Raw genomic sequence first — 12,822 nt, 5'->3', positions numbered from 1 at the left:
GATATGTATACATGTAGAGGTCTACATATGTCATGCGGCCGGCTGGACCGTGCTTCAATTGAGCGATGGGACACGGTGTCCAAGGCAGAGCTGCGCCTCCGGCGACTCTTGATTCGGCCTCGGCTGTCAAAGTCGCCGAGACGCTTCAGGCGCTCGCCTCGCCCAACCGGCTCATGATTCTCACGCGGCTCCGGCAGTCACCCTGTTCGGTCGGCGAACTGTCTGCCGCCGTGGGTATGGAACAACCGGCAGTCTCCAACCAACTGCGGCTGCTCCGTGCGCTCGGCCTGGTAGCGGGCGACCGAAACGGCCGCAACATCGTTTACCGGCTCTACGACAACCACGTCGCCCAGTTGCTCGACGAGGCGATCTACCACATCGAGCATCTCCGAATGGGCGCAAGCGACTCGACCGCCTAGGGGCGGCGGCCCAGTGGTCGCAGACTCAGCTAGGCGGTCGTCGCGATCCCGCCGTCGACCGGGATGATCGCTCCCGTCACATACGCGCCCGCGCGGCTCGCCAAGAAGACTGCGATCCCGGCCATGTCGTCGTCGCGTCCGATCCGGCGCAGCGGTGCCGACGCCGCGATCTGGTCACCGTACGCGTCGAGCGTCGCCGCCATCATCTTCGACGGAAACGGTCCTGGGGCAACGGCATTCACGGTGATGTGCTGCGGCCCGAGCTCACGGGCGAGCACCCGGGTGAGCTGATGCACGGCCGCCTTGCTGCTGCTGTAGGAGTAGGTCGGCAACTGCGGAACCCGGATGCCGTCGATGCTGCCGACGTTGATGATCCGGGCGGGATCGTCCGCAGTGCCCGCGAGGCGAAGGGCTGGCAGCAGCGCCTGAACGAGCCAGAACGGCGACTTGACGTTCAGGTCGAGCACCTTGTCCCACGCCGAATCCGGGAAACTCTCCAGCGGCTCACCCCATGTCGCGCCGGCGTTGTTGACGAGGATGTGCAGCGGTTCGCCGTCGCCGGCGACCTCTTCGGCCAACCGCAGGCACTCGTCGTGCCGAGAGAGGTCGGCGGGCACGGCGCGCACCTCGCCGTATCTCGACAGCGCAGCTTCGGCCTGTTCGCAACCCTCGGCCTTGCGGGAGCTGATCACCACGCGGGCGCCCGCCTGCAGCAGCCCGCGCGTCAGCATCGCGCCGACGCCTCTGGTGCCGCCGGTCACCAGGGCTCGCTTGCCGGTGAGGTCGAAAAGCTGTGTGTGCGTGCTGAACTGATCGTCGCTCATCGGCGCGCCTCCGTCGGTTCCGGATCGGCCGCCCCGGCCGCCCGGTTAGAGACTAGAAGATCAGCCCCGTTGCTCGGCTGGTGGCCGCGGCGAAGCGGTTCTGCACGTCCTCCCAGTTCACGACATTCCAGAACGCCTTGACGTAGTCGGCCTTCACGTTCTTGTACTGCAGGTAGTACGCGTGCTCCCACATGTCGACCTGGAGCAGCGGAATGATGCCCAGCGGCACGTTCGCCTGCTGGTCGTAGAGCTGAAACGTGAGCAACCGCTGACCCAGGGTGTCGTAACCGAGCACCGCCCACCCCGAGCCTTGCAACCCGTTGGCCGCCGCCGTGAACTGCGCCCGGAACTTGTCGAACGACCCGAACTGGTCGTCGATGGCGGCACCCAGATCGCCGGTCGGTTTGTCGCCGCCGTTCGGCGAGAGGTTCTTCCACCAGATCGTGTGGTTGACGTGCCCGCCGAGGTGAAACGCGAGGTTCTTCTCGTTGAGGAAGATCGCCGCGTGGTCGCCGTTCGCGCGCGCTTCCTCGAGTTTCGCGATCGCGTCGTTGACACCCTTGACGTAGGTGGCGTGGTGCTTGCTGTGGTGAATCTCGTTGATCTGTCCCGAGATATGCGGCTCCAGGGCGCCGTAGTCGTAGTCAAGGTCAGGCAGGGTGTACTCGGCCATTGGGCTTCCTTTCTGATCTGCAGTCGTAGCCTATGGCGGCAATCTATACCTGTCTACCTGTTCAGATGTTGTGGTATCCTGTGTCCCGCGGGCGGCCGTGGACGACATCGATGCAGCACATCATGTGGCGACTTGTCTTCCGGCGGGTGGCGAAGTACCACGGCCGGCCCGCTCCACTTCCGCCGACCGGCGCCTTTCCTTGCCGGACGCGACGATGAGCCCGTAGCCTCAGAACGTGGCCGGTCCGACCGGCGTCCGCGCCGATGAACTCACCGCGTTGGAAGTTTTCGGTGGCTATCGGGCCGAGGCCCTGGTTCCGCTGGCGGCCCAACTGAGTCCGCTCAACGCCGCCGCCGGGCAGGTGCTCATGCATCAAGGCGAACTCGCGGTGTCCTTTCTGCTGATCGGTTCCGGCGAGGCCGAGGTCACCCACGTCGGTGTCGACGGGCACGACACCGTCGCCAAGCTGACGGCGGGGATGATCGTCGGCGAGATCGCGCTGCTGCGTGACACGGCGCGCACCGCAACCGTCATCGCCACCCAACCCGTGCGCGGATGGGTGGGCGGACGCGAAGCGTTCGCCACGCTGCTCGAGATCCCGGGCATGCTCGACCGGCTGCTGAGCACCGCCCGACAGCGTCTCGCCGCCTACGTGAACCCCATCCCGATCCGGCTACGGGACGAAACCAAGTTGTGGCTGCGGCCGGTATTGCCCGGCGACAACGAACGCACCTCCAAAGGTCCCGTCGAATTCTCCAGCGAGACGCTGTACCGACGGTTCCAATCGGTTCGTGTTCCGAGCAAGTCGCTGATGCGTTATCTGTTCGAGGTCGACTACGACCACCACTTCGTCTGGGTGATGACCGACGGTCCCGACGGCCCGGTCGTCGCGGACGGGCGCTTCGTGCGTGACGAGAAGGACCTCGCCGTTGCGGAGGTGGCGTTCATCGTCGCTGACGCCTATCAGAACAAGGGCGTCGGAACGTTCCTCATGGGCGCGCTCGCGATCGCCGCGAATTACCATGGCGTGCAACGATTCACCGCGCGGGTGCTCTCCGACAACTATCCCATGCGCAGCATCCTGACCCGCTTCGGCGCGCGCTGGCAGCGCGACGACCTCGGGGTGGTCACCACCACCATCGACGTACCGCGCCCGTCCAACCCGCCGTTCTCGGCTGAGCTGACCAAACAGATCCGCGACGCGGCGTCTCAGGTCGTGCGGGCGGTCGGCTGATGCGCGTGCCGTTGTCGAAGGACACCCGACTGTGTATCTCGCTGTCGGGCCGGCCGACCAACATCGGGACCCGGTTCCACAACTACCTGTACGACCTGCTCGGCCTCGACTTCATCTACAAAGCGTGCACGACAACGGATATCGCAGCGGCGATCGGGGGAGTGCGGGCGCTCGGTATCCGCGGCTGTTCGGTGTCGATGCCGTTCAAACAAGACGTCCTGGCGCTCGTCGACGAGGTGGAGCAGTCGGCACAGTCGATCCGCGCGGTCAACACGATCGTCAACGACCTGTCTGTGCCCGGTGGCAGGCTCACCGCATCAAACACCGACTACCTTGCGGTGCAACGCCTTATCGCCGAGAACGGGCTGCAGCCGTCACAGTCGGTGGTCATCCACGGCAGTGGCGGGATGGCCAGTGCGGTCGGCGCTGCATTCCGCGACCTCGGATTCGACCACGGCACGATCGTGGCGAGAAACGCCGAGACCGGTCGTTCGCTGGCCGGCCGCCTGGGCTACGACTACGTGGCCGAGATGGGCTCGCGTGAGGCCGACGTACTCGTCAACGTGACGCCCGTTGGAATGGCCGGCGCGCCCGAGGCGAGCGAGAAGTCCTTCGACGATGCCGCGATTGCCAAGGCGCACCACGTCTTCGATGTGGTCGCGATGCCCTCCGAGACACCGCTCATCAAGGCGGCACGCAAGGCGGGTGTCGCAGTGATCACCGGCGCGGAGGTGATCGCACTGCAGGCCGCCGAGCAGTTCGAGCGCTACACCGGCATACGGCCGACCGACGAACAGATCATGGCCGCCTCCGCGGTGTCACGCGCCTGAGTCAGGGCGTGATGGTGGTCTGCTCGTCGATGACCGACGTGGCATCCATCAGCGCACCCATCTGGTCCTCGCGGCCGTCGGCGTTGAGTTGCAGGACGTACAGCCCGTCCTGGCCGGGTATCACGACGGTCTTCTGAGCGATCGCCCGCAAGACGCCGTCCTTTGTGTACGTGCCGCCGATCTGCACCGCCTCGAAGCCGGCGAGGGTGGACGGCGAACCTTCCTCGGCCCCTTCGTATTTGGGCATGTTCTTGATCTCGTTCGGGGCGAATTCGAGGATCTTCGCCGGGTCGACGTTGCCGGTCAATTTCGATACCAGCGCGATGACGGTCGGGGGATCCTGTGCCATCGCGGGGTCATCGGAAACGATCGCGCCGTAAGCCCATTCCGGCGCCCGGGGTCCAGCATCACTCCAGCCGGGGGGAAACGGCAGCTCGATGTCCGGGGCGCCGGGATCGCCGCGTCTGACCGGGGTTTCGACGATCCCGTTGTCCCGGATGTACTCGACGATCGTGTAGTTGGCGCCCGTGGCCTTTGCCGACCCGGGCGGTGGGGCGGCCGAAGGCTCCGTCGTGCCGGCAGCCGCTGCGCTGGTTTCCTCCGAGGGCGTCGTTGACTCGCTCTTGGTGTCCGATCCACACCCGGCCAGGCCAAGGCCAAGTGCGACGGCCGCAACCGCGATGATTCCGGTCCGCATCGCACTGCTCATTCGCTCCTCCAACAGTTTGATCTGCGCCGTAGCCTACGGGCGCCATCCATCGCATGCAGGGAAACTCCACTCGGCAGCCGGTTGCCGACGGCAAACCTCCGCAAGAACTTTGCTGGAGAAGTCTGAGATGGTTAGCTGTGTGCAGACTGTGTGGGGGCAACGGCCACGGTGTCGGAAGGGGAACGCGCGATGTCGTCGGATGGTGCGCGAATGAAGACAGCGCTGCGTTCGCTCGGCGCGATGTGTCTGGCTGTGCTCGCGGCGATCGTCCTGGTCGTCGCGTGGACGGCCGCGACCGCGGTGCACTTGGCGGCGAGCGCGCTGATCATGGGTGGAACAGAACACCCGTTGAGCTCCCCGCCCGATGATCCGGCCTTCATCAGCGAGTACTTGGACGACGCCGTCACCTTCTTCATCAACCCGGCGGCGGGCTCGCCCACCGGTCCGGGGCACCCACCGATCGAGGACGTCGACCGCAACGTCTATGCCGTCGTCTATCCCGCTCAGTTCTTCCCGGTGTTCGGCACCAAGACCTTCGACGCCTCCGTCCGCGAGGGTGTGCTGAGCCTGGACGGATGCGTTCGCGGAGCGGCGTCCTGTGTCTACAACGAGGACGCCAGTTACAGCGTCGACCCGAATCTGCCGACGCCCCCGCCGACGCTTCCGGCGCCTCCTGCAGATGAGGACTACGTCATCTTCGGGTACTCGCAGAGTGCCGTGGTCGCGTCTCTGGTGAAGCGGGGCTTGATCACCACGCCGAGGGCGGGGGAAGACCCGGGGGAGACGTCGTTCTTCCTGCTGGCCAATCCGATGCGGCCCAACGGCGGCATCCTGGCGCGAGGGCCGGAGGGACTGACGATCCCGATCCTCGGCGTGACCTTCCACGGCGCGACCCCGACGAACACCTGCGAGCAGGCGGGCGGGCCGTGTATGCCGACGGTCGACGTGGCGGCGCAGTACGACGGTCTCGGCGGTGATGCGCCCGCCAGCCTCACCAACGTGCTGGCCATCCTCAACGCCGTCGCCGGCTACTACTACCTGCACGGTGATCTGCAGAACGCGGACTTCGACGATGCGCTCTACCAGGGCAGCCACGGCGACACCGACTACTACCTCTACCCGACGAAGCGGCTGCCGATCTTGATGCCGTTCGAGGGTGTGGTGCCGTCGCCGGTGTTGACGCTTCTGGACGCGCCGCTTCGCGTGCTGATCGAGGGTGCCTACGCACGTGACGTCAGCCCCGGCGTCGGGACGAAAGTGGGCCTGCTTCCTTTCCGGAATCCGATCCAGACGGCGCTCAATCTCGTGGCGGCGATTCCGACCGGTATCGACGACGCGCTCGCCGAGATCGCCGGAGATCCGACGTTCCGCCCGCTGGGCACGCAGCCGACCACCAGCCCCTTCGGTGTCGGCGGCCCGGACCTGCCGCCGCCGCTCGACGAGAGCGACATGCGGAGGTCGATGTCGTGGTCAGCCGAGGGCGACGGCGAAATCGGCGGCACGGTTGTCGACGATGGCCAATCGCCCGTCGACGAGCCCGAACCCGCGGGAGAGCCGCTCGGTGACGATACCGCCGGCGACAAGCCGCTCGACATCGTCGAGAAGCCGGCCTACACGGTCGAGGAGAAGCCCCTCGACACGGTCGAGGAAAAGACGACACTCGACGAGGATGAGACCCCAGTCGATACTCCAGTCGATGAGGAAGAGGTCGTTGATCAATCGGGCGACGAGGAAGCTGAAGACGACCCCCTCGAGACGGAAACGCCGGTGGTGGGCACCAAACCCGACAATCCCAAGGTGCGTGGTCCCATCCAATTCGATTCACAGAACAAGGCGGGCGTCGAGCCCAGTGACCCGCCCGACGCCGACGGCACACCTAAGACCGAGACGGAAAACGACCCCGGCGAGGACGCGGCCGACGGGTCCGAAGGGCAGGCCGCGGCGTAACCGGGCGATCAGCGGTCCCGGCGTCGCCGTGGCGGCGGTCCTGGCACTCTGCGCGGCCGCATGCGGCGGGCCGCCGGAACCGTCCCATGCTCAGGCGCCGTCGGCTGAGGATCCGCCGCAGATCAACCCGGCCCGAATAGAGCGCGCCCGAAGTGCGCTTCCCGCCGGTTACGAGGTCTCCAACCTCGAGGACCCGCTCGGACCGATCACCGCATGGGGATACGGCGCGCAGTGGAGCGCCGATCCGCCGATGTGCGCTGCGCTGATCGATCCCGCCGACGGCGCCGCGAACACCAGCGGCTGGTCGGCATCGGGACCGGGAGGAATCGTCTACGCCGTCGTCGCCGAGGCGGCAGGACACGTCGATCCGGGGACACTCGACGAATGCGGGCGCTTCACCGTGGCGGGCGGGCGCACCACGGGGACCGTCACGCTCGGACCCGCACCGGTCATCGACGACGCGCCGACGGTCGCGTTGGCCACGGCCAGCACGACGGTCGTCGAAGGCGGGACCGAAACTCGTTCGGAGGCCGACACTGTCACCGCGTACCTCGATGACCACGTCGCATTCGTCGCGGTCGTCACCGACCCCGGTTCACCGAACCCGCAACTCGGCTCGGCCTTCGCCGCCACCTTGATGAGGGAAACGGTGTCCGCGTTACGGGGTTGAGGCCGCATCCCCGGGTAGCCTGTGCGGCGATGTCGAAGAGCCCGATGATGGTGTTCGCATGCGCCGGCCTGCTCACCGCGTGTGCGACCGGCCAATCGGCCGACGATCCGTCGCGCGCCGACATCGTCCGTGTCAAAGACGTGCGGACAAGCTTCGGACCAGGTTTCACGGTCACCGACGTCGGGCCGACCGGTATCGACCCGCGGCTGCTCGGCCGCCAAGCGCTGCCGCCGGGCATGAAGTTCGAACCGCCCGACTGCTCCTCGTTCGCGAATCAGCAGATGGTGCCCGAAGGCGCCAGGGGCAACATGGCGGCGACCACGGCCGAGGGCGAGGGCAACCGCTTCATCGCGATCGCGGTCGAGACATCGGAGGCCGCTTCTGTCAATCCGCCGACCGACAACTGCCGCAAGGTCGGCTTCGCCGGCGGCGCAGTGCGCGGTCTGGTCGAGGTCGTCGAGGCGCCGCAGATCGAGGGTGTCCAGACGTTGGGAACCCACCGCGTCCTGCAGACAACCGCCGACGGCAAGCCGCGCACCGGTGAGCTCTACAACTACCTCGCCAGTTTCGGTTCGTTCCTGGTGATCGTCACGGCGAACCCGTTGGTCCTGCCCGACAAGCCGGTCGCGAAGGTCGACACTCAACGCGCCCGCGACCTCCTCGTCGCCGCGGTGAAGGCGGTCAGGTCCTAGCGCACGTCGTGCGGACGGAACTGGATGCTGATCCGCGGGCCGACGGGTCGTGCCGTCTTCGGAATGGCGTGCTCCCAAGTGCGTTGACATGACCCGCCCATGACGAGCAGGTCACCGTGCCGGTGCTGCAGGCGCAGCGACTTACCGCCGCCACGCGGGCGCAACGCGAAAGTCCTTGTGGCGCCGAGCCCGACGATCGCGACCATGGTGTCCTCGGAGCTGCTGCGCCCGATGGTGTCGCCGTGCCAGGCGACGCTGTCGTTGCCGTCGCGGTACAGGCACAGCCCGGCGGTGGTGAACGGTTCGCCGAGTTCACCGGCATAGGCGTCGTTGAGCCGACGGCGGAGCTGTTTGAGTCGCGGATGCGGCGGCGGCTCGTCGACGAGATTCACGAAGCAGACCAGCCGGGGCACGTCGACCACGCGGTCGTACATCGGTCTGCGCTCGGCGCGCCAGGGGACGACGTCGGACAGTTCCTCGAACAGCGTGTCGGCATCCTCCAGCCACCCGGATCGGTAGTCGATCCAGGCGCCGTTGCCCAGATGGCGGCGTTCGGCGTGCTCGAACAGCGAGCTCTGCAGAGCCAGCTCCATGATCGCGATTCTATCGCACAGGCGTTCGACTCGGGTCAGAGCCGCACCGCGCCCGGGCCCTGGTTGGCGAGCATGTCTCCGGGGTTGGTGAGCGCGCAGGTCTTCAGGCTCAGGCAGCCACAGCCGATGCAGCCGGCCAGGTTGTCCCGCAGGCGCTGCAGATGCAGGATGCGCTCGTCGAGATCCTGCCGCCAACCCGCCGACAGTTTCGCCCAGTCCTTGCTCGTCGGCACCCGGTCGGTGGGCAGGGTGGCCAGCGCTTCGCGGATGCGGGACAGCGGAATGCCGAGCCGTTGCGACATCCGGATGAACGCGACCCGCCGCAACGTCTCCCGGGCGTAGCGGCGCTGGTTGCCGGTCGTGCGCCGGCTGTGGATGAGACCTTCGCGCTCGTAGAAGTGCAGTGCCGAGACCGCAACACCGCTGCGAGCCGACATCTCGCCGGGAGTCAGCTCGTGAATCAACTCCATAACATCAACCATAGTTGAGGTGACCTCGCGGGTTACGGTGCTAGATGTGACGCTGGGCTGCGACTCCGAAGTCGGGCGACTGCGCGCGGTGATCCTGCATCGGCCCGGCGCCGAGTTGCAGCGGTTGACGCCCCGCAACAACGACGCCCTGCTGTTCGACGGACTGCCGTGGGTGGCGCGGGCGCAGCAGGAGCACGACGCGTTCGCCGCGCTGCTGGCCGACCGCGGCGTCGAGGTGCTGCTGCTGGCGGACCTGCTGACCGAGGCGCTGTCGCACAGTGGCGCGGCGAGAATGCACGGCATTGCAGCGGCGGTAGATCCGCGCCGGTTGGGATTGCCGCTGGCGCAGGAACTTTCGGCGTATCTACGGTCGCTGGAGCCGGCGCCGCTGGCCCACGTGCTGATGGCGGGCATGACGTTCAACGAGTTGCCCCTGTCGGGGGCCGAGTTGTCGCTGGTGCGCCGGATGCACCACGGCGCCGACTTCGTCATCGACCCGCTGCCGAACCTGTTGTTCACCCGCGACTCATCGTTCTGGATCGGCCCGCGGGTGGCGATCACATCGCTGGCGCTGCCGGCGCGGGTGCGGGAGACGTCGCTGACCGACGTGATCTACGCGCATCATCCGCGGTTCCTCGGCGTGCGGCGGGCCTACGAGTCGCGGTCGGCGCCCGTCGAGGGCGGAGACGTGTTGCTGCTCGCACCGGGTGTCGTTGCGGTCGGGGTGGGCGAGCGGACCACGCCCGCCGGTGCGGAGGCGTTGGCGCGCAGCCTGTTCGACGACGATCTCGCCCACACCGTGCTGGCGGTGCCCATCGCTCAGGGGCGCGCGCAGATGCATCTCGACACGGTCTGCACAATGGTCGACGTCGATGCGGTGGTGACGTACCCGCCGGTGGTGGACTCGCTGTCGGCGTTCACGATTCACCGCGACGGCAGTGGTGGAGTGCGCATCGACGACGAGGTGCCGTTCGTGGAGGCCGCCGCGGTGGCGATGGGTATCGACAGGCTGCGAGTCATCGCGACGGGTCTCGATCCGGTGACCGCCGAGCGCGAGCAGTGGGACGACGGCAACAACACGCTCGCGTTGGCCCCCGGAGTGGTGGTCGCCTACGAGCGCAACGTCGAAACCAATGCGCGCCTTGCCGACGCGGGCATCGAGGTGCTGCCGATCGAGGCATTCGAACTGGGCACCGGCCGCGGCGGCCCGCGATGCATGTCGTGCCCGGCGGGCCGCGACCCGCTCTAGGCCCGCGACAGCCGTTGCAACCGCCACAACGGATACCCGCGTTCGGCGACCGCCATCCGCATCTTGCACATGATGGCCAGTGGCGTCGCATCGGCCGCAGCAATCAATGTCCATCCGGCCTTCTCCTGCATCCCCAAGCTGTCTTCGCCGAAGTCCACACCGACCATCGGCGCGTCGTAGCCCATCGCTACACGTGTGGAACAGCCGCCATCGGTCACCATGAAATCCGTTTTGGGCGGTGGGAACCCGGCATCGGACAGGGCGAGGCGGGTCAACGTCTCTCTCGGTGAACTCGACCCGTCGTCCATCAGTGCCACCGCTTCGATCGCATGCCAGATCGCGCGGCTGCCGCGGTAGCGGTCCAGCAACGGTTCTACTTCAGACGCCGTTAACCTGGTCGCGCGGGCAAGTGCGTCGAGGTGGACGACGGCGGAATCGCGCGGGGCATGGCGCGCAAGGTCCAGTGCGGTTCGTTCGGGCGTGGTGACGGGCAGCCCGGCGATCTCGGCAATCTCATCGGCTTCGATCCGCTCGTTGCGGACCCGTATCCCGTGAGGCGGTCGGCCGCAGCGCCAGATCAATTCGACGTCCACCTCTTGGTTCACGAGTCGCGCGCCATGCAGCACGGCGGCGGCGGCGCCGGCGATCACGCCATGCCGTTTCGGCCAGAGCCAGGCGCCGAGGATGCGCTGCGCCAGCTGCGGCTTTGCAGCGTTGATGCTGTAGACGTCTGGGAACATGCGCCGGTAGTTCCAGCGCAATTGCCGGCGAGTCAGTGCGCCACTGGCCACCGCCTCAGTTCCGACGAACACGTCCTCCATGCCGCAATGCTGACCAGGTCTACTGACATTTGCCGCTCCTACGGTCGAGATTGCATACAGGGTTGTGGCTCGCGATCGCAGCCATGGATGCAATCTCGCGTGTAGGACCCGGGACCCACCTATGCCTCTGTGCCAGATCCCCGGCCGTATCCGCTATCGCTATCGCCAGGAGGGCAGCCAGATTTGCATGTTCCACGTCGACTGTGAGATCGGGATGCCCGTCAGAATCGGATACATCCACGCGAAGTTCGTCAGAACCAGTGCGACATAACAGCTCACCGCGATCAGCCCGAGCGTTCGGCGCTCGGCGTTCTGGTTCGGCTTGTGCAGGATGTCGCCGAGGATCAACGCGATCATCATCACCATGAACGGCGCCATCGTCGTCGCATAGAAGAAGTACATCTGGCGGTCGATGTCGGCGAACCACGGCAGGAAACCGGCGCCGTAGCCGACCAGCGCCACCGCGTACCGCCAGTCGCGCCTGATGAAGGCCCGCCACACGGCCCAGGCCAGCACCGGCACCGCGAGGAACCACATCGCCGGTGTGCCGACCAGCATCACCGCCTTCACGCACGACTGCGCGCCACAGCCCGCCACGTCCTGGTTGTCGATCGCATACAGCACCGGCCGCAGCGACATCGGCCACGTCCACGGCTTGGACTCCCATGGGTGGTGGTTCCCGTCGGCGTTGGTCAGCCCGGCATGGAACTGGTACGCGGCATAGGTGTAATGCCACAGCGAGCGCAGCGCATCGGGAATCGGCAATGCGCTGTGCTCGCCGATCGACTGGCCGACTTCGTGGCGGTTCACGGCCGTCTCCGAGGCGAACCACGGCGTGTAGGACGCCAGGTACACGACGAACGGGATGAACACCAGCGCGTACAGCGACGGCCCCAGATCGCGCCGGAACGCACCCAGCCACGGTCGCGGCACGCGATATTCGCGCCGCGCGACGATGTCGAACACCATCGTCATGACACCGAAGAATGCGACGAAGTACAGCCCGGACCACTTTGTGGCACAAGCCAACCCGAGCAGCACCCCGGCGCCGAACCGCCACCACCGCACGCCGAGCCGCGGTCCCCACAGCGTCTCGCCGATGCGGCCCTCCAGCAGCGCGACGTGCATCCGCTCGCGCACCTGGTCCCGGTCGACGATCAGGCAGCCGAACGCGGCCACCACGAACATCACCAGAAACCCGTCGAGCAGCGCGGTGCGCGAGGCGACGAAGCTGACTCCGTCGGCGACCACCAACAGCCCCGCGATGCCGCCGACCAACGTCGACCGGCTGATGCGCCGCGCGATGCGCGCCACCAGCACGACCATGATCACGCCGCAGACGGCGCCCGAGAACCGCCAGCCCAACCCGTTGTAACCGAACAGCGCCTCGCCGATCGCGATCAGCTGCTTGCCGACCGGCGGATGCACGACCAGGCCGTAGCCGGGGTTGTCCTCGACCCCGTGGTTGTGCAACATCTGCCACGCCTGCGGGGCGTAGTGCTTCTCGTCGAAGATCGGCGTGCCGGCGTCGGTCGGCGACCCGAGGTTGAGGAACCGCGTCACCGCCGCCAGCGCGGCGATGACGGCCGTCATCACCCAGCCCTGCATGCGGTCGACGGGACCGAAGTCCGCGACAGGAACCTGCGGCGCGGGGCTGATGACGGGGACCGCGCGTGGCGCTTTGGTGGCGG

General features: G+C 67.0%; 14 protein-coding genes. 7 read left to right on the top strand and 7 right to left on the bottom strand.

Translation table 11 applies throughout. From position 1 onward, the window contains the following. Positions 1 to 65 precede the first annotated feature (65 nt). The gene (locus AU185_RS12330; protein ID WP_059098089.1) at positions 66 to 419 is read left to right on the top strand and encodes an ArsR/SmtB family transcription factor; all 354 of its coding nucleotides are present in this window, start codon (positions 66 to 68) and stop codon (positions 417 to 419) included. 29 nt (positions 420 to 448) lie between these two features. On the opposite strand, the gene AU185_RS12325 is transcribed toward AU185_RS12330, so the two are convergent. Continuing rightward, positions 449 to 1,243 carry an SDR family oxidoreductase gene (locus tag AU185_RS12325; RefSeq protein WP_059098088.1) on the bottom strand — a complete coding sequence of 265 codons (795 nt, stop codon included), beginning with the start codon at positions 1,241 to 1,243 and terminating at the stop codon, positions 449 to 451. A gap of 52 nt (positions 1,244 to 1,295) precedes the next feature. Next, the gene (locus AU185_RS12320; RefSeq protein WP_059098087.1) at positions 1,296 to 1,916 is read right to left on the bottom strand and encodes a superoxide dismutase; all 621 of its coding nucleotides are present in this window, start codon (positions 1,914 to 1,916) and stop codon (positions 1,296 to 1,298) included. A 235-nt stretch (positions 1,917 to 2,151) separates the two neighbouring features. On the opposite strand from AU185_RS12320, the gene pat reads away from it, so the two are divergent. Then, complete coding sequence (pat, locus tag AU185_RS12315) at positions 2,152 to 3,150, top strand: acetyltransferase Pat (RefSeq protein ID WP_059098086.1); 999 nt, start codon at positions 2,152 to 2,154, stop codon at positions 3,148 to 3,150. Next, positions 3,150 to 3,980 carry a shikimate 5-dehydrogenase gene (locus AU185_RS12310; protein WP_172800264.1) on the top strand — a complete coding sequence of 277 codons (831 nt, stop codon included), beginning with the start codon at positions 3,150 to 3,152 and terminating at the stop codon, positions 3,978 to 3,980. Before pat ends, AU185_RS12310 begins: the two co-directional genes overlap by 1 nt. A gap of 1 nt (position 3,981) precedes the next feature. Here the strand turns inward: AU185_RS12310 and lpqN are convergent, their stop codons facing one another. Then, positions 3,982 to 4,689: an envelope biogenesis lipoprotein LpqN gene (gene lpqN, locus AU185_RS12305; RefSeq protein ID WP_059098084.1), complete on the bottom strand. Its 708-nt coding sequence runs from the start codon at positions 4,687 to 4,689 to the stop codon at positions 3,982 to 3,984. A 210-nt stretch (positions 4,690 to 4,899) separates the two neighbouring features. Here lpqN and AU185_RS12300 point away from each other — a divergent pair, with 210 nt between their 5' ends. The 3 genes from AU185_RS12300 to AU185_RS12290 are packed head-to-tail and all read left to right on the top strand — an operon-like array spanning position 4,900 to position 7,998. Next, positions 4,900 to 6,636 carry a PE-PPE domain-containing protein gene (locus AU185_RS12300; RefSeq protein WP_059098083.1) on the top strand — a complete coding sequence of 579 codons (1,737 nt, stop codon included), beginning with the start codon at positions 4,900 to 4,902 and terminating at the stop codon, positions 6,634 to 6,636. A 28-nt stretch (positions 6,637 to 6,664) separates the two neighbouring features. Then, positions 6,665 to 7,306, top strand: a complete 642-nt coding sequence (locus AU185_RS12295; protein WP_172800256.1) for a DUF5642 family protein — start codon at positions 6,665 to 6,667, stop codon at positions 7,304 to 7,306. A gap of 29 nt (positions 7,307 to 7,335) precedes the next feature. Beyond that, on the top strand, positions 7,336 to 7,998 hold the full coding sequence (locus AU185_RS12290) for a DUF5642 family protein (protein ID WP_059098082.1): 663 nt from the start codon (positions 7,336 to 7,338) through the stop codon (positions 7,996 to 7,998). Here AU185_RS12290 and AU185_RS12285 read toward each other — a convergent pair. Together AU185_RS12285 and soxR are read right to left on the bottom strand one after the other, a co-directional pair. Further along, a complete protein-coding gene (locus AU185_RS12285) occupies positions 7,995 to 8,591 on the bottom strand; it encodes an alpha-ketoglutarate-dependent dioxygenase AlkB family protein (RefSeq protein ID WP_059098081.1) in 597 nt (198 codons plus the stop codon). The genes AU185_RS12290 and AU185_RS12285 overlap by 4 nt on opposite strands. A gap of 35 nt (positions 8,592 to 8,626) precedes the next feature. Beyond that, positions 8,627 to 9,061: a redox-sensitive transcriptional activator SoxR gene (gene soxR / locus AU185_RS12280; protein ID WP_059098080.1), complete on the bottom strand. Its 435-nt coding sequence runs from the start codon at positions 9,059 to 9,061 to the stop codon at positions 8,627 to 8,629. A 37-nt stretch (positions 9,062 to 9,098) separates the two neighbouring features. Between soxR and arcA the strand changes: the two genes are divergently transcribed. Beyond that, the gene (gene arcA / locus AU185_RS12275) at positions 9,099 to 10,310 is read left to right on the top strand and encodes an arginine deiminase (RefSeq protein ID WP_172800279.1); all 1,212 of its coding nucleotides are present in this window, start codon (positions 9,099 to 9,101) and stop codon (positions 10,308 to 10,310) included. On the opposite strand, the gene AU185_RS12270 is transcribed toward arcA, so the two are convergent. Together AU185_RS12270 and AU185_RS12265 are read right to left on the bottom strand one after the other, a co-directional pair. Continuing rightward, complete coding sequence (locus AU185_RS12270; RefSeq protein ID WP_059098078.1) at positions 10,307 to 11,131, bottom strand: type IV toxin-antitoxin system AbiEi family antitoxin; 825 nt, start codon at positions 11,129 to 11,131, stop codon at positions 10,307 to 10,309. The genes arcA and AU185_RS12270 overlap by 4 nt on opposite strands. A 159-nt stretch (positions 11,132 to 11,290) precedes the next feature. Then, a complete protein-coding gene (locus tag AU185_RS12265) occupies positions 11,291 to 12,739 on the bottom strand; it encodes a dolichyl-phosphate-mannose--protein mannosyltransferase (protein WP_231740248.1) in 1,449 nt (482 codons plus the stop codon). Positions 12,740 to 12,822 lie beyond the last annotated feature (83 nt).

It is taken from the genome of Mycobacterium sp. GA-0227b, from assembly GCF_001499855.1.
In the GTDB taxonomy this organism is placed as follows: Bacteria; Actinomycetota; Actinomycetes; order Mycobacteriales; family Mycobacteriaceae; genus Mycobacterium.
The sequence above is the reverse complement of the archived record's forward strand: the minus strand, read 5'-3'. Positions and strand labels throughout refer to the sequence as shown.

What these genes read in the sequence shown, in the direction of transcription:
- soxR (WP_059098080.1), bottom strand. Translation starts at nt 9,061, where the DNA reads ATGGAGTTGATTCACGAGCTGACTCCCGGCGAGATGTCGGCTCGCAGC.
- AU185_RS12270 (WP_059098078.1), bottom strand. Translation starts at nt 11,131, where the DNA reads ATGGAGGACGTGTTCGTCGGAACTGAGGCGGTGGCCAGTGGCGCACTG.
- AU185_RS12265 (WP_231740248.1), bottom strand. Translation starts at nt 12,739, where the DNA reads ATGCAGGGCTGGGTGATGACGGCCGTCATCGCCGCGCTGGCGGCGGTG.
- AU185_RS12285 (WP_059098081.1), bottom strand. Translation starts at nt 8,591, where the DNA reads ATGGAGCTGGCTCTGCAGAGCTCGCTGTTCGAGCACGCCGAACGCCGC.
- AU185_RS12330 (WP_059098089.1), top strand. Translation starts at nt 66, where the DNA reads ATGGGACACGGTGTCCAAGGCAGAGCTGCGCCTCCGGCGACTCTTGAT.
- AU185_RS12300 (WP_059098083.1), top strand. Translation starts at nt 4,900, where the DNA reads ATGAAGACAGCGCTGCGTTCGCTCGGCGCGATGTGTCTGGCTGTGCTC.
- AU185_RS12320 (WP_059098087.1), bottom strand. Translation starts at nt 1,916, where the DNA reads ATGGCCGAGTACACCCTGCCTGACCTTGACTACGACTACGGCGCCCTG.
- AU185_RS12310 (WP_172800264.1), top strand. Translation starts at nt 3,150, where the DNA reads ATGCGCGTGCCGTTGTCGAAGGACACCCGACTGTGTATCTCGCTGTCG.
- AU185_RS12290 (WP_059098082.1), top strand. Translation starts at nt 7,336, where the DNA reads ATGTCGAAGAGCCCGATGATGGTGTTCGCATGCGCCGGCCTGCTCACC.
- lpqN (WP_059098084.1), bottom strand. Translation starts at nt 4,689, where the DNA reads ATGAGCAGTGCGATGCGGACCGGAATCATCGCGGTTGCGGCCGTCGCA.
- AU185_RS12325 (WP_059098088.1), bottom strand. Translation starts at nt 1,243, where the DNA reads ATGAGCGACGATCAGTTCAGCACGCACACACAGCTTTTCGACCTCACC.